Annotated in this window: 15 protein-coding genes; 9 read left to right on the forward strand and 6 right to left on the reverse strand. The window is 68.9% G+C overall.

The window, feature by feature from the left end; all coding sequences use genetic code 11:
* Positions 1 to 40: 40 nt before the first annotated feature.
* Positions 41 to 2,791, reverse strand: coding sequence for a LuxR C-terminal-related transcriptional regulator (locus L0C25_RS01995; RefSeq protein WP_271634704.1), 2,751 nt, complete (start codon positions 2,789 to 2,791; stop codon positions 41 to 43).
* 179 nt (positions 2,792 to 2,970) lie between these two features.
* Between L0C25_RS01995 and L0C25_RS24080 the strand changes: the two genes are divergently transcribed.
* From L0C25_RS24080 to L0C25_RS02020, 5 genes are all read left to right on the forward strand, one after another.
* The gene (locus tag L0C25_RS24080; protein ID WP_271634705.1) at positions 2,971 to 3,423 is read left to right on the forward strand and encodes an FAD-dependent oxidoreductase; all 453 of its coding nucleotides are present in this window, start codon (positions 2,971 to 2,973) and stop codon (positions 3,421 to 3,423) included.
* Complete coding sequence (locus tag L0C25_RS02005) at positions 3,323 to 4,048, forward strand: NAD(P)/FAD-dependent oxidoreductase (protein ID WP_271634706.1); 726 nt, start codon at positions 3,323 to 3,325, stop codon at positions 4,046 to 4,048. Before L0C25_RS24080 ends, L0C25_RS02005 begins: the two co-directional genes overlap by 101 nt.
* A gap of 100 nt (positions 4,049 to 4,148) precedes the next feature.
* Positions 4,149 to 5,075, forward strand: a complete 927-nt coding sequence (locus L0C25_RS02010) for an alcohol dehydrogenase catalytic domain-containing protein (RefSeq protein ID WP_271634707.1) — start codon at positions 4,149 to 4,151, stop codon at positions 5,073 to 5,075.
* 145 nt (positions 5,076 to 5,220) lie between these two features.
* Positions 5,221 to 5,979 carry an SDR family oxidoreductase gene (locus tag L0C25_RS02015; protein WP_271634708.1) on the forward strand — a complete coding sequence of 253 codons (759 nt, stop codon included), beginning with the start codon at positions 5,221 to 5,223 and terminating at the stop codon, positions 5,977 to 5,979.
* Positions 5,980 to 6,064: 85 nt separating this feature from the next.
* Positions 6,065 to 6,394 carry a nuclear transport factor 2 family protein gene (locus L0C25_RS02020; RefSeq protein WP_271634709.1) on the forward strand — a complete coding sequence of 110 codons (330 nt, stop codon included), beginning with the start codon at positions 6,065 to 6,067 and terminating at the stop codon, positions 6,392 to 6,394.
* 130 nt (positions 6,395 to 6,524) lie between these two features.
* Here L0C25_RS02020 and L0C25_RS02025 read toward each other — a convergent pair whose 3' ends face one another.
* Positions 6,525 to 9,932: an error-prone DNA polymerase gene (locus L0C25_RS02025; RefSeq protein WP_271634710.1), complete on the reverse strand. Its 3,408-nt coding sequence runs from the start codon at positions 9,930 to 9,932 to the stop codon at positions 6,525 to 6,527.
* 186 nt (positions 9,933 to 10,118) lie between these two features.
* Between L0C25_RS02025 and L0C25_RS02030 the strand changes: the two genes are divergently transcribed.
* Positions 10,119 to 10,514 carry a hypothetical protein gene (locus L0C25_RS02030; protein ID WP_271634711.1) on the forward strand — a complete coding sequence of 132 codons (396 nt, stop codon included), beginning with the start codon at positions 10,119 to 10,121 and terminating at the stop codon, positions 10,512 to 10,514.
* Here L0C25_RS02030 and L0C25_RS02035 read toward each other — a convergent pair.
* Positions 10,450 to 11,433: a GlxA family transcriptional regulator gene (locus L0C25_RS02035; RefSeq protein WP_271634712.1), complete on the reverse strand. Its 984-nt coding sequence runs from the start codon at positions 11,431 to 11,433 to the stop codon at positions 10,450 to 10,452. The two genes, L0C25_RS02030 and L0C25_RS02035, sit on opposite strands and share 65 nt — an antisense overlap.
* A gap of 115 nt (positions 11,434 to 11,548) precedes the next feature.
* Here L0C25_RS02035 and L0C25_RS02040 point away from each other — a divergent pair, with 115 nt between their 5' ends.
* From L0C25_RS02040 to L0C25_RS02050, 3 genes are all read left to right on the forward strand, one after another.
* The gene (locus L0C25_RS02040) at positions 11,549 to 11,938 is read left to right on the forward strand and encodes a VOC family protein (protein WP_271634713.1); all 390 of its coding nucleotides are present in this window, start codon (positions 11,549 to 11,551) and stop codon (positions 11,936 to 11,938) included.
* Positions 11,939 to 11,996: 58 nt separating this feature from the next.
* The gene (locus L0C25_RS02045) at positions 11,997 to 12,995 is read left to right on the forward strand and encodes a zinc-binding dehydrogenase (RefSeq protein ID WP_271636777.1); all 999 of its coding nucleotides are present in this window, start codon (positions 11,997 to 11,999) and stop codon (positions 12,993 to 12,995) included.
* 307 nt (positions 12,996 to 13,302) lie between these two features.
* Complete coding sequence (locus L0C25_RS02050) at positions 13,303 to 13,860, forward strand: mycothiol transferase (RefSeq protein ID WP_271634714.1); 558 nt, start codon at positions 13,303 to 13,305, stop codon at positions 13,858 to 13,860.
* Between the two features lie 173 nt (positions 13,861 to 14,033).
* Here the strand turns inward: L0C25_RS02050 and L0C25_RS02055 are convergent, their stop codons facing one another.
* From L0C25_RS02055 to L0C25_RS02065, 3 genes are all read right to left on the reverse strand, one after another.
* On the reverse strand, positions 14,034 to 16,184 hold the full coding sequence (locus tag L0C25_RS02055) for a M14 family zinc carboxypeptidase (RefSeq protein WP_271634715.1): 2,151 nt from the start codon (positions 16,182 to 16,184) through the stop codon (positions 14,034 to 14,036).
* A gap of 105 nt (positions 16,185 to 16,289) precedes the next feature.
* Positions 16,290 to 17,855: a DNA polymerase Y family protein gene (locus L0C25_RS02060; RefSeq protein ID WP_333908562.1), complete on the reverse strand. Its 1,566-nt coding sequence runs from the start codon at positions 17,853 to 17,855 to the stop codon at positions 16,290 to 16,292.
* Positions 17,855 to 18,589, reverse strand: a complete 735-nt coding sequence (locus tag L0C25_RS02065) for a hypothetical protein (RefSeq protein ID WP_271634716.1) — start codon at positions 18,587 to 18,589, stop codon at positions 17,855 to 17,857. Before L0C25_RS02065 ends, L0C25_RS02060 begins: the two co-directional genes overlap by 1 nt.
* Positions 18,590 to 18,674 lie beyond the last annotated feature (85 nt).

Consider the following 18,674-nt stretch of genomic DNA (forward strand, 5'->3'; position numbering starts at 1 on the left):
CGCCAACGGGCCTTCTGGTCCGGACGGTCGGGGCCGAGGGCTAATGCCTCAGGTTGCCGCCCTGCCGCCCACGGCGTCGGCTACGGCGTTGCGGTCCGGCCGACCCTGTTCCGCCGGCGGCCGAGGGTGCGAGCAAGCCCAGGGCTCGCGCTCGCTCGACGGCCTCGGCCCGGCGGTGGACGGCGAGCTTGGCGTAAACGTTGCGCATGTGGGTCTTGACGGTGTTCGCCGAGACGTACAGTTCGCGGGCGACCTCTGGTGCCGTCAAGTTCGTGGGCAGGTAGCGCAGGACACGGAGCTCGCTGTCACTGAGCGGCGCCAGCGGCGGCTGCAGCCTTGCGCGCGGCGCGGGCCTGACGCCGGCCAGCAAGCTCTGGATCTCGGCGACCAGCGAGGCGTGCGCGCCTCGGTGCCGACCGTCGCGCTCCAGCAAACCCGGCGCGGCGTACGAATACAAAAGGAATGGGGTCAGGTCGCCGCTGCGCTCGGAGATGTCGAGTGCGCGCTCGATGGCGGCGGCGGCGCGATCCGGGTCGCCGCACGCGTCCCTGGCGATCGCCTCGAGCACATCGGCGCGGGCCCGCCAGAATCCCCAGTAGTCGTCGGAATCGGGGCCCTCCTGGGCCGGTCCGAGCACGGCGAGTGCGGCCTGCGGGTCGCCCTGTGCAATCCGCAGCGCCGCCGTGGCGACGCGGATCTCCGTGCGCTCGCGGTCATGTTCGTCGAGCCCGGCCAGGAGCTGCCCGGCACGCTCGGCCTGACCGAGGCGTACCAAGGCATGCACCACCAATGCCTGTATCCGGGTGACGAGGTAGTGCTGCCCGGAGAGTTGCCGAGCCAGTGGCTCGCCAGGGGGCTCGAGGGCGGCTAGCGCCTCGGCGTTACGGTCTCGCGCCAGTTCGAGCGTCCCGCGGATCATGCGGACCGCCAGCACGGCCCCGGGCTGGGTTTCGGCACTGAGGGTGCGCTCGGCGCGCTGGATCCATGGTTCGGCCTCGTCCGGCTGTCCATGCCATACCAGCACCAGCCCGATCACCGTGCAGGCAACACCGACCGCCGGGTCGTCGGTCCAGCCGTGCCACTCGGCCAGCTCTACGGCCCGCCGTGCGCGCTCGTCCGCCCGCGCGAACGAGTGGTAGAACTCGTGCGGCGCCCGGTAGGCCAAGCCGGTGAACTCGAGGTACGGCCGTCCGCCCTGGCGCGCCAACGCGATGCCGGCCTCCAGGTAGCCCTCGGCGCCCCCAGACGCGGACGCCCAGAACTCGGTGCTGCCGAGGCTGATCAACGCCAGTCCATGCAGGTCCGCGCCGAGGCCGGGCCGCGCCGTGTCCGCGACCCCGGCCATGGCCTGCAGCCGACTCGCCTCCTCGGCCACGGCGAGCAGGTTCCCCCGCTGGCGGGCCAGCAGCAAGGCCACCACTGCGAGCAGAAGCTGGAGCTGCCCGCGCCGCCCCGCCGGCACCGACGCCGATCCCGTCTCCGCCAGGCCCAGATATCGTCCGGCGGCGTCCAACGATCCCCGGTTCAGCTCTTCGGCTGCGGCAACCACGGCCAACTCAGCCTCGGTGTTGAGCAGACCAGGGGGAAACCCGGCCAGTAGCCCCTTCACGACTGCGGCCTGCCCGTCCAGATACAGAGCGGGCCAGTGGTCGGCGAGCAGCCGGGCAGCCGGGACCCAGTCCCCCGCAGCCTGCGCGTGGCGCACCGCGTCCGCCGGGAACCCGTGGGACGCGAACCACTCGCCACCGGCCCGATGCAGCGCTGCCAGTTCGCCGGGCGCGGCGCGGCGTAGCTCGAGCTGGAGCAGATCGGCGAACATCTGGTGGTAGCGGAACCAGGTCCGAGCTGTGTCCAGGGAGGCGACGAAGGCGTTCGCCTGTTCCAGGTCCTGGAGGACCCGCTCCCCGCCCGTCTCGCCGGTCAGCAGGTCGGCCAGCTCCCCGTTGACCCTCCCCAACACGCTCGTACGCAGCAGTAGCCGCCGCACCTGCTCGCTCTGGCGGTCCAGCACCTCGGCCAGCAAGTACTCCGCCACCGTCCGCTCGCTGCCCGAAAACTCCGCCGCGAACCTCTCGGGATCGGGGTGACCGATGAGGGATAGCGCCGCGAGGCGCAGCCCGGCCGCCCAACCCTCGGTCCGCTCGTGCAACAGCGAAAGCGTCGGAGCGGACAGCTCGAGCCCGGCATCGACGAAAAGCTCCCTCGCTTCAGCCAGGTTGAAGCGCAGATCAGCGGCACGGACCTCGGCCAGCCCACCCAGGAGGCGCAGCCGATGCAGCCCCAGACGCACATCATGGCGACTGGCCAACACCAACCGCAGCTGCGGCGGGGCCCGCATCACCAGCAGCTCGAGCTGTCGGAGGACCTCGGTCGAACCCAGCTCGTGCACGTCATCGATTACCAGCCACAACCGGTGCTCCAACGCTGCCAGATCCGTGAGCAGCCGCTCGACCAGCGCCCACCCGTCGAGGTCCGGAGCCGCCGAAACTGCCCGTACCAGCCCCGATCCCGGACCGGTCCGGCGCAGCGCATCCAAAACCGACAGCCAGAACCGTTGCGGATCACGCTCATCCCGCCCGATCGCCACCCACCCGGCGTCCCCGGCCACTCCCGGCTCGCCGATCCACGACCGCAACAACACCGTCTTGCCGCTGCCCGCCGGTGCGGAGACCACCGTCACCCGGGCCGACGTCGCGAGTCGCTCGAACAGCACCGGACGGAGCACCACGCGGCCCGCATCACCGCCAACCCCGGCCGGGGCCACAGCATCGGATCCCGCGCCAGCCGCCACCTCCCCATCGTGCTCTGGATCAAGCCCGGAGCACAAGCAGACATCGGTCCAAGCAGCCAACCACCCGTGTCCGAGGCGCTGACCGGCGGAATCACACCGATGGGGTGATTGTCTGCTCACCCTGACCATGCCGACGATGCAAGCGCAAGGAAGTCCAGCAACATGTCGAGGAGTTGCTCATGTCGGACGCTATCCCTGACCCGATACAGCACGTCGGCGGTGGCGCACCGACGCCCACGCCGAGCGCGGCGCCATTTACCACACACGAACCACCCGATCAGCTCGATGGCCGGGTATGGGACGTCGTAGTTGTCGGTGGCGGCTCCGCAGGACTCTCTGCGGCGTTGAGCCTTGCGCGTGTGCGTCGGTCGGTGCTGGTGATCGACGACGGCAGGCCGAGGAATGCTCCGGCCGTGAATGTCGGTGCCCACGGGATCCTCGGGCGCGACGGTATCTCCCCCCCTGGAGCTGTTGCGGATCGGGCGCGAAGAGGTCGCCGGATATGGCGGCACCGTGGTCTCCGGGCATGTGGTGCAGGTACGGCGCGACGACGAGGACTTCACGGTCCTGACGGCGGACGGGCGGCAGGCGAGTGCCCGACGCCTGCTCGTGACGACCGGACTGGTAGATGAGTTGCCCGATGTGCCGGGCCTTGCCGAGCGGTGGGGTCGGGACGTGCTGCATTGCGTGTACTGCCACGGATGGGAGGTCAAGGACTCGACAATCGGCGTGCTCGGGAGTTTCCACCAGGCCCTGCTCTTCCGGCAGATGTCCCCAGACGTCACGCTCTTCCTGGCCGCGGGGGAAGAGCTGCCCGACGAGCAACGAGAACAGCTCGCGGGCATCGGTGTGGCTGTAGTCGACGGCACCGTCGACGGTCTTCAGGTCGACGACGAGGATCGGCTCTCCGCGGTGAACCTGGCATCGGGACGGGTAGTGGCGGTGCGGACGTTGGTGGTGGCCCCGCGGTTCGTGGCTCGGGCAGGGTTCCTCGACGACCTGAAGGTGACTGTCCGTGAGCATCCGATGGGCATGGGTGCGCAGGTACCGGTGGATGCGTCCGGCTTCACCGGGGTCGAGGGAGTATGGGCGGCCGGGAACGTCAGTGACGTGATCGCCGGTGTCGCGGCGGCAGCGGCGGCAGGTATGACGGCGGCGGCAGCGATCAACATGGACCTGTTGCTGACCGATGCCCGGTCTGCTGCGGAGGATCCCGATCGCACGGCTGAAACGCCTCAACTTCAAGTCACGTTGTAGATAACTCCGAGGGGTAATGATGCGTGCTGCAGTCGCAACCGGGGTCAACCAGGCCCTGTCGATGGTGGAAAGAGACGTTCCGGAGCCCGGACCGGGCGAGGTGCTGCTGAAGCTGATCGCCTGCGGGGTGTGCTATACCGATCTGAATCTGCTTCGTGGGCACTACGCCTTTGCCCGTTTCCCGGTGGTGCCCGGACATGAGGTCAGTGGTGTGGTGGAGGCGGTCGGGGACGGCGTCGGCTTCCCTGCCGTCGGAACTGCTGTCGGAGCGCAATTCTTGTACGACTCGTGCGGGCACTGCGACTACTGCGTACGGGGCGAACAGATTCTCTGCCCGGCCAAGCGGATCACCGGCATTGTGACCGACGGAGGTTACGCCGAGTACGGCATTTTCAAGGCCGGGTTCGTCACTCCACTCCCGAACGGGCTCGACCCCATCGCGGCGGCACCGCTCATGTGTGCCGGCATCACCGCATACAACGGGTTGCGCCACGCCGGGATCACGCCAGAGTCCCGGGTAGCGGTAATCGGAGCCGGCGGCATCGGTGCACTGGCCATCCAGTACGCGGCGGCCATGGGCAGTCGGGTGGCGGTCATCGAGCGATCACGTCGCTCGGAGAAGGCGGCATTAGCACTGGGCGCCGAGCGATACATCGCCAGCGCTGAAGGAGATCCGGCGGTCGCGCTGAAGGACTGGGACGGCGGGGCGAACATCATCCTGAACGCCGCCCCGACAACCGCGGCTGCTGCAGCGACTGTGGGCGGACTCGCTCCCGACGGCACACTCGTGCTCTGCGGGTACGACGGCGAGAACCTGTCGCTGCCGTCTCAGCCGATGGTGCTCAACCGGCTGCACGCCATGGCCAATCCGTCCGGTTCGCCACACGACCTGCGCGACACCTTGCACTTCTCGACGCTGCACAACATCCTTCCCGAAGTCACGCGCATCTCGTTGGACCAGGCACAGCATGCACTGGATCGGATGGCCGCGGGCACCGTCCACGGTCGGCAGGTGATCGTCTTCTGAACCAAAGAAACGTTGTGTGCTACCCGGCCGACACCCCTCGATGAGGGTAGGGCAGCCGGACGAAGCCGACCGACGCAGCAACAGAACCTGACCCACTCCTCCAGCGGCTAGACACCCGACCTTCTCAGAAGACGGAAAGAAGCACATGAATACCAACAACAGCACGGTCCTGCTCACCGGCGCCACCAACGAGACCGGGATCGGCATCGGACTGGCTCGTCGACTGACGGATCGCGGCAGCACGGTGATCGTCTCCGGACGTAACCGCGAAAGGCTCTTCGGCGTCGCTGCCGAGCACCCCGACTTCGACACCCTGCACCTCGACGTGGACAGCCCGCAGTCCATCGCCGAGGCGGTGGCCTCATTGAAGAGCACGCACCCGAACCTGAACGGGCTCATCACCCTTGCCGGCGTGATGGTCCCCGAAGACGTGTTCGACCCACGGTCAGTCTCGATCGCCGAGGAGATCGTGCACTCGAACCTGATCGGCACCATCCGCAGCGTTCGGGCGTTCCTTCCACAGCTCCTCGATCAACCCGAAGCGACGATCATCACCGTCGCCTCCGGTCTGGGTTTCGTACCGCGCCTCGACGTGCCCTCCTACTCGGCGAGCAAAGCAGGGGTCCGCATGTACACCGACGCCATTCGCAGACAGCTCGCGAACACGAACGTCGACGTCAAGTTGCTCGCCCCGCCCGCCGTCCGGACCTCCCTGATGCATCAGGAGAACATGGTCGGCGCCGTGCCGCGCGACGACTTCGCCGACGAGATCCTCGCCATCCTCGACAACGAACCAGACAACGATGAACTCATCGCAGAAGCTGTCAAGCCGCTGCGCTACGCCGAGGCCAACGGCAAGTACCAGGAGATGATGGACATGCTCGCCGGCGACGTACAACGCTGACTCGACGGTTGACAGCCAGCATCAGCTAGACCCTTTCGCAATCACTGCTCCGGCGGCAGTCGCTGACCGCCAAGAGGAGAGCACAATGCTTCACCTAGACCCGCCAGATCCCATCGTCCGGCTCGCAAGCGCAACCAACGCTGGCGACACAGTGGCATTCCTGGCTGTTCTGTCACCCGACGTTTACGTCAACGACTGGGGACGCGAGTTCCGGGGCCACACCGGCGCTGCGTCATGGAACGAAACAGACAACATCGGAGTAGGTGCGCAGATCACCCTCGGGGAGACGCGGCGCGGCGACGCCGAAGACGACTGGGTAGTCGATGTCAACGTTCGCAGCCACCGGTTCAATGGAGCTGGAACCTTCACCCTGACCATCAAGGATGGGCTGATCACCCGACTGATTACTGGCTGACGGAATCACCAACAGCGGCCACAGCCGGTCGAGGACCTCGTGACCGACGTTCTCCGCACCCCGCTGAGCCGCACGTCTCAGCCCCAGAATCCGCGAAATCGGGGCTGAAACGTGCGGCTCAGCGGGCGGGTCAGTGGAAGTCACGGGACTTGACCCGCGCCGCGATGGGGAGGTGCTCGAGCCGGTCGGCGAGCAGGTTGGTCGTGCCCTCGTTGCGTTCGAGCACCCCGCGTACGACGAGTGCGCTCGACTCCCTGCCCACCCGGCGGTAGCGGCTCCACAGGCCTTGCGTGCAGATGACGTTGAGCATGCCGGTCTCGTCTTCGAGGTTCAGGAACGTCACCCCACCCGCCGTCGCCGGCCGCTGCCGGTGCGTCACTACCCCGCCGACGCGGATCCGCGAGCCTGCCTCGACGGTGCCCAGCTCGCCGATCGCCAGCACTCCTCGACTCGCGAGCTCGGCGCGTACGTGCTCGACGGGATGATCGGTGGGCGAGATGCCGGTCGCCCAGAGGTCGGCCATCGTCTGCTCGGGCGCGGTGATGCCGGGGAGCATCGGCGGCTCGCTCGCCAGCGCCGTGCCCGCCAACGTACGCGGGCCCTCCTGCGCCGCGAGGCCCGCACGCCACAGAGCCTGACGCCGGGTGAGACCGAAGCAGTCGAACGCCCCCGCCGTCGCGAGCGCCTCCAGCTGCACCGCGCTGAGCTCCACCCGGCGGGCAAGGTCGAACATGTCCGCAAACGGGCCGTCGGCCTCACGGGCGGCGACGATGCGCTCTGCCACCTCTGTGCCGATCGACTTCACCTCGGTGAGTCCGAGGCGTACGGCGAACGCGTTGTCACGCCGGTGTTCGGCGGCGACCGACAGCGCGTCCGGCGCTGTCTCGGGGTCGAAGTAGCCGACCGGTGGCTGCTCGGTCTTCAAGCAGGATGGGGATCCGCGGGAATCCCGCCCGTCGTCGTACGCCTCAAGGTCGGCGTCGACACCCGACAGCGCGATGTCGGGGCGGCGTACCTCGACGCCGTGCCGACGTGCGTCGGCGACAAGCGTCTGCGGTGAGTAGAACCCCATCGGCTGCGATCGCAACAACGCCGCAAGGAACGCGCCAGGGTAGTGCAGCCGTAGCCAGGTGCTCGCGTACACCAGCAGCGCGAAGCTGATCGAGTGGCTCTCGGCGAACCCGAAGTTCGCGAACGCCTCGATCTTCTCGTAGATCTCGTCTGCATCGTCGCCTTCGATACCGTGCTCGGCCATGCCGTCGTACAGCTTCGTACGCAGCCGCTCGATCTTCTCGATGCCTCGCTTGGAACCCATCGCGCGCCGCAGCAGGTCGGCGTCGTCGCCCGTGCAGCCGCCGATGGTCATCGCCATCTGCATCAGCTGTTCCTGGAACAGCGGAACGCCGAGCGTACGTTTCAGCACCGGCTTCAGCTTCGGGTGCAGGTACGTGACGGGGTCGGTCTTCATGCGACGCCGGATATACGGGTGCACCGCACCACCCTGGATCGGCCCCGGCCGGATCAGCGCGATCTCGATGACGAGGTCGTAGAAGCAGCGCGGGCGAAGCCGGGGAAGGGTGCCGATCTGGGCACGGCTCTCCACCTGGAACACCCCGACCGAGTCGGCCCGGCACAAGACGTCGTACACGCCGGGTTCTTCCTTCGGGATGTCGGCGAGCGTCCAGCGTTCGCCGAGGTGTTCGGAGACGATGTCCATCGAGTGCTGGATCGCGCCGAGCATGCCGAGCCCGAGGAGATCGAACTTCACCAAGCCCATCCAGGCGCAGTCGTCCTTGTCCCATTGCAGGACGGTGCGGTCGTCCATCCGCGCTCGCTCGATCGGCACGACCTCGGAGACCGGCCGGTCGGTGAGCACCATGCCGCCCGAGTGAATGCCCAGATGCCTTGGTGCCTTGAGAAGCTGCTCGGAGAGCTCGACGACCGGCGGTGGGATGTCGTGGTCGGCGCTGGACACCAGAGCGCCCCATGCGTCGATCTGCTTGGACCAGGCATCCTGCTGGCCGGTGCTGTGGCCGAGCGCCTTCGCCATATCGCGTACGGCCGACTTCGGGCGGTACGTGATGACGTTCGCGACCTGGGCGGCGTTGCGACGGCCGTACTTCTCGTAGACGTGCTGGATGACCTCCTCGCGCCGGTCGGAGTCGAAGTCAACGTCGATGTCGGGCTCTTCTTCGCGAGTTGCGGACAGGAAGCGCTCGAACGGGAGGTTGAACCGGATGGAGTCGACCGCGGTGATGCCGAGTGCGTAGCAAACGGCGGAGTTGGCGGCGGATCCCCTTCCCTGGCAGAGGATTCCGCGTTCGCGCGCGTACATCACGATGTCGTGCACGATCAGGAAGTAGCCGGGGAAGTCGAGGTTCTCGATGACCGCGAGCTCGCGGTCGAGCCGGTCGCGTACGGCGTCGTCGGCGTCCGGGTAGACCTGCTCGACGCCACGACGGACCAGCTCACGCAGCCATGACATCGGAGTGTGCCCGTCGGGCACATCCTGGCGGGGTAGCCGCGGCCGCGCGGAGCGCAGCGAGAACGCATGCTCATCGGCGACCTCGACCGTGCGCTCGACCGCGCCGGGATAGCGTGCGAACCGCACGGCCATCTCGGCGCCCGAACGCAACGACGCGGTGCCCGCAGCGGGCAGCCACCCGTCCATCTCGTCGAGACTTCGCCGGGCGCGTACGGACGCGATCGCGGAGCCGAGCCGGTGGTCGGCCGGCGTCGCATAGTGGACGTTGTTGGTCGCGACCGTGGGAAGACCCGTACGTGCCGCGAGCTCGGCCAGCGCGTCGTTGTGGTCGGTGTCGAGCGGCAGACCGTGGTCGTACAGCTCGACCAGCACCCGGTCGTGGCCGAACAGGTCGACCAGACGACGCAGCTCGCCTTGGGCCGCGTCGATGCCGCCGATGGAGAGGGCGGACCGAACCGCACCCTTGCGGCAACCGGTGAGCACGGTCCAGTGCCCGCCGGCATACGCGGCGAGTCGGTCGAGGTCGTACGCGGGGCGGCCCTTCTCGTCTCCGGCAAGCTGCGCCTCGGTGATCGCACTCGCGAGCCGGTGGTAGCCCTCTTCGCCGCGCGCGAGAACGAGCAGGTGATGCCCCTCGGGGTCCGCGACGCCGTTCTGGGGCTTGGTCAACGCGAGCGAGAGCTCGGCGCCGAAGATCGTCCGCAGGTCGTAGCCCTCGGCGGCCTCTGCCATCCGGACGATGCCGTAGAGCCCGTCGTGATCGGTCATCGCCAGCGCGTGCAGCCCCAGGCGTACGGCCTCCTCGGCGAGCGACTCGGGCGAGCTGGCGCCGTCGAGGAAGCTGAAATGCGAATGACAGTGCAGCTCGGCGTACGGCACCACCGGCCCGGCCGGCGGCTCCGGCCGGTCCAGCGGAGCGTACGCCGCGCGCTTGCGCGACCAGGCCGGGCTGTCGCCGCCGTCGCCGTCGACGGGACGGTTGTCCGGGCGTCGCCTGCCCGACAGCCGGCGCTCGAGCTCCGACCACGGGATGGGCGGGTTGTCGTACCCCATCGGTCAATGATCGAACATAGGTTCGATGAATTCAAGCCTGCTGCCAGATGCGACCGATAGCTGGTGCGCGGTACCGGGCCGACGGGACGGGAACGCCAGAATTTCGGACCAGCGGCGGCGACGTACCGATGACCGAGTCCGCGCCCTGCAACACTCCTGGTGTTCGAGACATCGGAGGCACAGCGCATGCTCAAACCGCTCTTTGTAGTCGCAGCAATCTATCTCGCCGCTCTCGGCCTCGCGCTGCTCTTCGTGCCGGCGCAGTTCGGCGTCGACGCGGTGCCGGAAGATCCCTCGCCGGAGCTGATCGCGTTGCTCCGCCTGCTAGGCGGGCCGCTGCTCGGCATCGCGGTGTTGAACTGGATGTCCCGCGACGCGGATCCGCCGACAGTGCGCAACACGGTCGTGCTGGCGAATACCGTCGGCTTCGGCATCGTGGCAGCGAGCGATGTCGTGGGTGTGCTCAGCGGCGATGCACGTGACCTCGCACGGGTGTTCCTGATCGTCCACCTGGTGTTCACGATCGCGTTCGTCGTCGCGTGGGTGCGCGCACCTGCGTCTGCCGGAAGGTCCGAGGGCTGACCCCGAACTTCGCGACGAACGCCTGGCGCAGGGTCTCGGTCGAGCCGAAACCACATCGGTGCGCGATCTGCGCAAGCTGCAGGTCGGTCGTCGCCATCAGACGGGCGGCGATCTCGAGCCGCATGCGACGCACGGCGCCGCCAGGTGTCTCGCCCGCGTGCTCGCGGAACAGCCTGGTCAGCTGGCGGGCACTGACACTTGCGCGCTCTGCGAGCGTCTCGATGCTGAGGTCGGCGTCGGGATGCGCGATCACGTAGTCGGTCACCAGCCGTACCGTGGCGTGATCCGGCCGCGGCGAGGCGACGAACATGCTCATCTGCGCCTGGTTGCCGGGCCGCTGCAGGTAGGTGACCATGCCCATCGCCACCCATCGAGCGAGCTCGGCACCATGGTCCTCCTCGATGAAGGCCAGCGTGAGATCCAGCGACGCGGTCACGCCTCCCGACGTCGCCACCTCACCGTCGCGTACGAAGATCGGCGACGGATCTACCCGCACATCGGGATAGTCCCGCTCGAGGTCGGACGCGTAGAGCCAGTGTGTCGTCGCCCGTTTGCCGTCGAGCAGGCGTGCCTCGGCAAGAACGGTGGCACCTGTGCACACCGATGCGACCCGAGTCGCACGCGTCGCCAGCCGCCGCACCTGGCGTACGAGTTCGGAGTCGCGTGCGGCCGCCCGATGGCCCCCTCCGCCGGACACGATCACGGTGTCGACGCGCCGGATCGCGTCAAGTCGCGCCTGTGCGTGCAGGACCAGTCCGGATTCACATCGGATCTGGCCGCCGTGGACGCTCGCGAGCACGACCTGGTACGTGGGTTCGGCACCGAGCCGGTTCGCGAGCCCCAGCGCGGACGTCACGCACGCGAGGTCGACCAGCTCCGCATCGTCGTACCCGACGACAACCAGTCGGTGCGAGCCCATCTGCCAACAGTAGTGGGGGCGCGGGCGACCCGGGAGCCATTGAGGATCCACTCCACGCGGATCGCGTGTCCGCTTGTGGCCTCGGCGTACCCATACTTGACCTGGAGGTCCTGACATGACGAGTAAGTTCACCGAGCTCGCGATCGACTGCGCCGATCCGTCCGGCCTTGCCCGGTTCTGGTGCTCGGTCCTCGGCTACGAGGTACAAGACGAAGAGGACGGCGTTGTCATCATCGGCTCCCCTGCGCTGCCCGAGGGCAAGAGTCGCCCAGGCCCGGTGCCACCGACGCTGACGTTCGCCCGCGTGCCCGAGGGCAAGACCGTCAAGAACAGGGTCCACCTCGACGTCAACCCGACCGACACGGACCAGGACGACGAGGTCCGCCGACTGCTCGACCTGGGCGCCCGCCACGCCGACGTCGGCCAGTCGAGCGAGGAGAGCTGGGTGACGCTTGCCGACCCGGAAGGGAACGAGTTCTGTGTCCTGTCGGGCCGCTACCCCTGACCGGGACGCCCGTGGGCGAGCGCGGCGGATGCCCGACTAGAGTCACCGGGTGGTGCAGATGCGGGCAGTTGTGGCGGAACGACCGGACGGACCCAACGGACTCGCCCTGCGCGAAGTCCCGCGTCCTGAGCCTCGCCCGGGCTGGGCGCTGGTCAAGGTCGAGGCGTTCGGACTCAACCGGTCGGAATACAAGACGCTCAAGGGCTACGCAGGTACTGCAGTGTCCTTCCCGCGAATTCTCGGGATCGAGATGGTGGGCGTCGTGGCGGACGTCTACGGGGACGAGCCCGCCGTGCCGCCGGGAACGACCGTCGCGGCGCTGATGGGCGACATGGGTCGCGCGTTCGACGGCGGCTACGCCGAGTACGTACTCGTGCCCGAGCACCAGTTGATCGCTCTCGACACGACCCTGCCCTGGGATGTGCTCGGCGCGCTGCCAGAGACGTTCGTGACCGCTGCCGGCTCTCTCGAGCACCTCGGCCTGCGGGCGGGCGAGACGCTTCTGCTCCGTGGCGCTACGTCCTCGGTCGGTCTCGCCTGCCTCGGGCTCGCCCGTGCCGCCGGCGTACGCGTGATCGCGACGACGCGCAGCGAGCGGAAGGCTCAGCAGCTGACCGAGCGCGGCGCAGCAGGCATCGTGCTCGAGGGCGACGGCTTTACCGAGCGTACCCGTGCCGCGCTGCCCGACGGCGGCGCCGACGCCGCCGTCGACCTGATCGGCGGTTCTGCGGTGCTCGAGACGCTGCGTCTGCTGCGTCCTGGCGCAACGGCCTGCAACTCCGGCTCGCTCTCGGACACCTGGGTGATCCCGGACTTCGAGCCGATCGCGATGATCCCGTCCGGGCGGAAGCTGACGGTGTTCCATTCCAACGACGTGCACGACGCGCGAGTCAGCGGCCCGCTGTTGCGCGCCGTCGTTGACCAGGTCGAGCGTGGCGAGGTGGCACCGAACATCGACACGGTGTACACCCTCGAGCAGACCATCGACGCGCACCGACGGATGGCGGCCAACGAAGCGACCGGAAAGCTCGTCGTGCTGCCGCACGCCTCCGCGTAGCCCAGCCGCTGCGACGGATGCACGCCCGGAAGGCACCACCCTGCACTCCCTCCGTCTCACCACCGAGACATCGTCGAACGGGTGTCCTCGAACGCGACTTCGTCATGGGCGAGGTCACCGGGGTGCTCTGGTCGCCCGTAGTCGTCGCTCGCACTGTTCGACGCCTTCGCTTCAGGGAGAAGACGCTGCACGCGAACCCGGTGACCATCGGACCGTGCGTTGGGTCGGGGTCGACGACGGGTTCCTGGCCGTCTCGGCCACGCCTAACCGGAAGCGGTACGTCCGCAATACGCCTTACCGTGGCGCCATGACGCAGGAATCACCACCATGGGAGCCGCCGATCGCCGGCTCCGAGAGCGAGCACCTCGCCGCGGCAGTCGACCGGATGCGCTGGACGTTCCGCTGGAAGGCCGATGGGCTCGACGCGACCGGGCTGCGGGCTCGCATCGGCGCCTCGGCGCTGACGCTCGGCGGGCTACTCAAGCATCTCGCACTGATCGAGGATCACTACTTCGGCGCGAAACTGCACGGAGAACCCCTCGGCGCACCGTGGCACGAGGTGGACTGGGACGCCGACCCCGACTGGGAGTTCACGTCCGCCGCCGACGACTCCCCCGATTACCTCTACGCGCTGTGGGACGACGCCGTCGCGCGCTCTCGTACGCGCCTCGCCTCTGCGTTGGCTAGCGGCGGACCCGACACACCGGTCGAGCTCGGCTGGCCGGACGGACGCCGCCCGAACCTGCGTCGGGTGCTGTGCGACCTGATCGAGGAGTACGGGCGCCACACCGGGCACGCCGACCTGATCCGCGAGGCGGTCGACGGGCGGGTCGGAGAGGACCCGCCCACAGACTGGCGCCCATAACGGAGCCGATCCCACGAAGGCTCGACTGCCCGGTCGAGCAGCTGCTCGACGCACGACTCGCTCGAAGGCTGATGCGCTGACCGGCCATGGCGCGGCACCCAAGAGTTCGGTGCGGATTGCACCACTCGGCGCGACGCCGGTGGTGCAATCCGCACCGAACTTCAACAGGCGGCCTACCGCCTCTTGTCCGCCTTGCACGCATTGCCGAGTGCCGCGGTCTCGCCACGATCGACCACGACGTCGCGGGTCGCGACGACCTTGCCGGAGTTGGCGTTGGTACACGTGAGCGTCCACGCCTCCTTGAACCCGGTGTAGTCGGCCGGGTCCGGCCCGCGGAACGTCACCTTGCCGTTCCAGTCGCTCGCCGCGTCGCCGCCGCCGTAGTTGTTGACGACCACGGTGTACTCGCCGGGAACCGGATCGATCAGGTTCGCCTTCTCCGGGTTGTCCAGCGTCGCCGCGCTCCCGACCTCCTCGCCGTCGGGACCGAGCACCGTGACGTCCCAGTCGACGTCGACGGGGCCGGGCCAGCCGACCTCGACCGTAGCGACGGCGTTGTCGACGCCGTCTTCTGGTCCCTGGATCGTGAACGTGGTCTCCTCGCTCCCGCCGACCTCGGGGATGCCGTCGGGGTTGGTCAGCGCCGTCTCCTCCTGCGGCGGGCCCTCCGGATCACGACCCCAGCGTCCGGCGATCAGCGGCCGCGTCGACGGGTTGACCGACCAGTCGAACGTGCCGCCCTTCGAGCGGTACTTGCTCACCAGCGTGTCCTCGTAATAGCGCGGCGCACCCGTCGACCCATCGCGACGAATCACCGGCGAGGTGGCCGACACGAACTGCTTGCGGATCTTCAGTACGCGGTTCTTCGGCGCGGTGCCGGTCAGCGTCGAGTGCATCGACTCGTCGAGCGTCGCGAGCGACGCCTGGTAGTACGCCTCACGGTTGCCGCCGAGGCCGGCGCCCTCGGCGGGTTCGAGACCGAGGTACTCCGCCACGACACCGTCGCGGAACGGCGGGTGGAACCCTTCCGTGCCGATCTCGAAGGTGAAGCCGTAGCCACCGGTGTTCCAGTAGCTCCAGTCCTCGACCGAGCCGGACGTGTCGTACAGCTGGAAGGACGCCTGGTTGGTGTACTCGTTGTGCGACGCGAACTCCGCACCGAGCGCCTTGTACTGCGGTTCGTCCGGCGCCCAGCCGGTGTCGAGCAGCGACGGCGGCCGCAGCACCAGGTTGCCGAACGTGTGGTTGCTGATCATCGTCGTCACCTGACGCTGCGACATCAGCTTGCGGATGTTCGCCGTCTCCGGCTCGCTGCCCGGGTCGTCGCCGCGGAACGTATCGCTCGACCATTCCGCCGACGCGCCTCGTCCGCCCCAGAACCCTGGGTAGTTGCGGTTGAGGTCGACTCCGCGAAGCCGCCCCGCCAGGTTGTCGTCGCACGGCCCCGTTGCGTACTCACCGGGCGTGGTCTCCGAGACGCTGCAGTTCTTGCGCTTCATCTCGTAGTCGAACGTGCTGAAGTCGCCGAGCGGGTCGGCGTTGCGCGAGATCTGGAATCCGTCGACGTTGACGATCGGGATGATGATCGTCCGAGTGCCTCGAACGATCGAGCGCGCCCGCTCGTCGCCGTCGGGATCGCTGTAGTTCTGCAGCAGGTCGTACGCGTACTCGATCGCGTGCTCGCTGCTCGGCCACTCCCGGGCGTGGTGAGCGCCCATCAGCAGGAAGACGGGCTTGCCGTCCTTGACGTTGTCGGCCTTGGTGGTGATCTCGATGCCGCGGACGACGCGGTCCTCGACGGAGGTGTGCCGCAGCCGCAGCGGCTTGGTGAGGTTCGGGTACGCCTTCTGCAACTCGCGCAGATCGCGGTTGTAGTCACGCAGCTTGCGGTACGACGTGCGTCCGCTCGGAAGCTGCGACTCGTCGACGCGGGCGGCGTACCGCTTGTCGGCTCTGGCGCTCGCGCGCGCCTGCTTCTCGAGATCGGCGACCTTGACGTGCCAGTCGAACCCGGCATCGCGAAGGACCCGGGCGTCTCGCTTGCCGTGCAGGATCACCCCGATGCCCTTGCGGTTCGCGTACTCGGTGACGTCGAGCGGGAGCGATGCGACCTTGTCGCGCTGGGCGCGGGTAGCGGCGTGGACCATGACGTAGCTGGTCTTGTCGGACTTCGCGTACCGAGTCACACGGGCGTCGGTGTCGTCGGGGTCATCTGCATCGGCGCTCACGAGTGCGCTGGCTCCGAGCGCGGCGGTGAGCAGTGCGATGACCGAAGCGGCGGAGATCGTCCGCCCCCTCGCTCTTCGTACCAAGCTGGGTTTCATCTGTTCTCCTCATGGGACGGCCCCGAGCGAGCAATGTGATCTGTGCAACATAAGCGGGGAGGCGCGGCGCGGCAACTGCAGTGAGTAGTCGGTTACCAAGCGTGATCAGTCGTAGCGGGCCTCGACCCACCACTGACCGCCCTCGCACGCGAGCAGCCAGGCGCTGCCGTCGACTCCGACCACCTGCAACCGGGCGAGCCTCCGGGCGGACCGCTCGTCCCACCAGCGTTCGTCGACCGGCCACGGGCCCGCCCACGCCTGCACGGGAAGCAACGCGTCTCCCCCCGGGGCGAACCGGCTCGGCTCACCGGTCAGCACCCCGCGCCCCGACACTCCGACCGCCCTGCCGTCGACGCCGACGACGGCGGCGGGCCGCGGCCGCGGATAGACCGTCGCGGGCGCCGGCGGGGGGATGCTGCCCGGCCAGGGAAGGGCACCGTCGCGCTCGGAGGTGAGCCGGTCGCCCCACGGCACCAGGGTCTGCCGCTCGAGCGGCCCGCGGCCGCCGCCGACGACGGCCGAGACGACCCCACCGTGGCCGAGCATGCTCTGCACCCTCGACATCGCGCGATGGATGCGCTCGTCCGGGCCGCTCCCCCACAGCCCGTCCGCGTGATCGGCCAGCGACGCCACGGCATCGGGTACGAACCGCACGCGTACGACCGGCGAGGCGAGCCCGCTGCCCAACGGCACACCCGCACCGACACCGCCCTGCAGTTGCCAGCGCACCCGGTCGACGAGGTCGGCGGCGTCGAACCAGCGCGGATGCATCCACTGCCGCTCGGAGACCTCGCCGGACTCGCCGTGCACCTCCACCCAGACCGTGGTGCAGACCAACCCGTGCCGCGCCAGCTCCGCGACGAAGCCCTCGACGGTCGTACGGACGCTGAACGCGACGGGCTCGAGCTGCTCGAGCGGCGGCGCGAACTCGATCGAGCGTTCGAGCTCGGGCGGAGGCCGGCGCAGGGCGACCGGTTGCGACTCCGCACCACGCGCCAGCCGATGAGCGAGTACGCCGAGCCTCCCGAACCGGGTGGCGACATCCTTCTCCGGCAGCCCGGCGAGGTCACCGAGGGTACGCAGCCCGAGCCGCCGGAGCAGACCGACGAGCTCGGGCTGCCCGAGCACGTCGACCGGCAGCCCGCACAGAAAGTCGGCGGACCCGCCCGGCGCCACGACATAGCTGTCTTGCTGGTCTGCCCGGCGGGCCGCCTGCTCTGCCGCGAACGCACCGTCGGCGATACCTACCCGGCAGTCGTCGATGCCGAGCCCGACCAGTCGCTCGGCGATCACCGCGGCGGCGTTCGGCTCGCCGCCGTAGTAGCCGCTCACCCCCCGCGCGGCGAGCGCGCAGGTGCCCGGCCGGACGATGTGCACTCCCGGACTGATCGCCTCGATGGCACTTGCGGCGGGCTCGAAGGCACGGATGTCCATCGCCTCGTCGTACGCCTGCACGACGAGCTCGGGACACCGCGACTGCGCATCGCGCTGCCGCAACCCCCGGCGTACGCCGGATGCCCGCGCGGACGCGGAACAGGCGTGCACCTGCCCACCCCGCAGCAGCGCGACGGGAGCGTCGGCCGGGAGCCTGCCCGCCTGCATCGCCGCGCGTACGGGCCAGTCGGGGCACCACACGATCATGGAGCGCCCGGTGCGTGACCTCTCCCTCACTAGCTCGCCACCTGTTCCGCGTCGAGGGCATGCCCCACCCCCGCGAGGGCCTGCCCTCCTGCCGGCTCGACCCGGTCGGAGAGCCACAGCCCAGTGGTGCGCGATCGCCCCGAACGCGGTGCGATCTCGATCGTCACCCGCCTCCCGGACAGATGCCCCCGCCCGTCCGCGATGCCTTCCCAACGACTGTCGACGATCGACAGCCGCGCCTCGCACCGCGGCCACGCGCCGAGCGCGACGAGCGTGGACCCGCGTTGGCGCAGCCGTGCCGACAGGCGTGCGGCGTCGGCTTCTCGTACGCGATCGGGCGCACGCAGCACGACGACCGGGAGTACGTCGACCAGCGCGGCGGTCACGGCGATCCAGTGCTCGACGGGCTCGGGCACGAGCACGGTACGGTCGAGCGCCACGCCGATCGCGGCGGCGGCCTCCGCCCCGAACTCCGGCACCCCGACGACTCCGCACCACGACCCGGACGCCGATGCGCCCGCCATCAGCGCCATCGCAAGGGCCGTTGACCCATCGACGGCGTACGCGGAGCCGACCCGCAGCCCACGCGCCGAGAACAGTGGCTCGAGCGGAGGCAGGACGGGTTGGGTCTCGACCGTGTGGGCATCCTCGATCTGGCGTACGCGAGCCTGCAACGCACGCACTTGATCGAGCAGGCCCTGATCGAGCCGGGCAGCGACGCCCTCCGGGCGAGTCCCGAGGTCGGCGGCGGAGGTCAACGGCATCTCTCAATGATCGAACATGTGTTCGAGGATTGCAAGGTCTCCCGCACCACAGCGAGGGAAGAAAGTACGCCCGCGTCGTCGTTGC

The organism is Solicola gregarius (genome assembly GCF_025790165.1).
Lineage (GTDB): Bacteria > Actinomycetota > Actinomycetes > Propionibacteriales > Nocardioidaceae > Solicola > Solicola gregarius.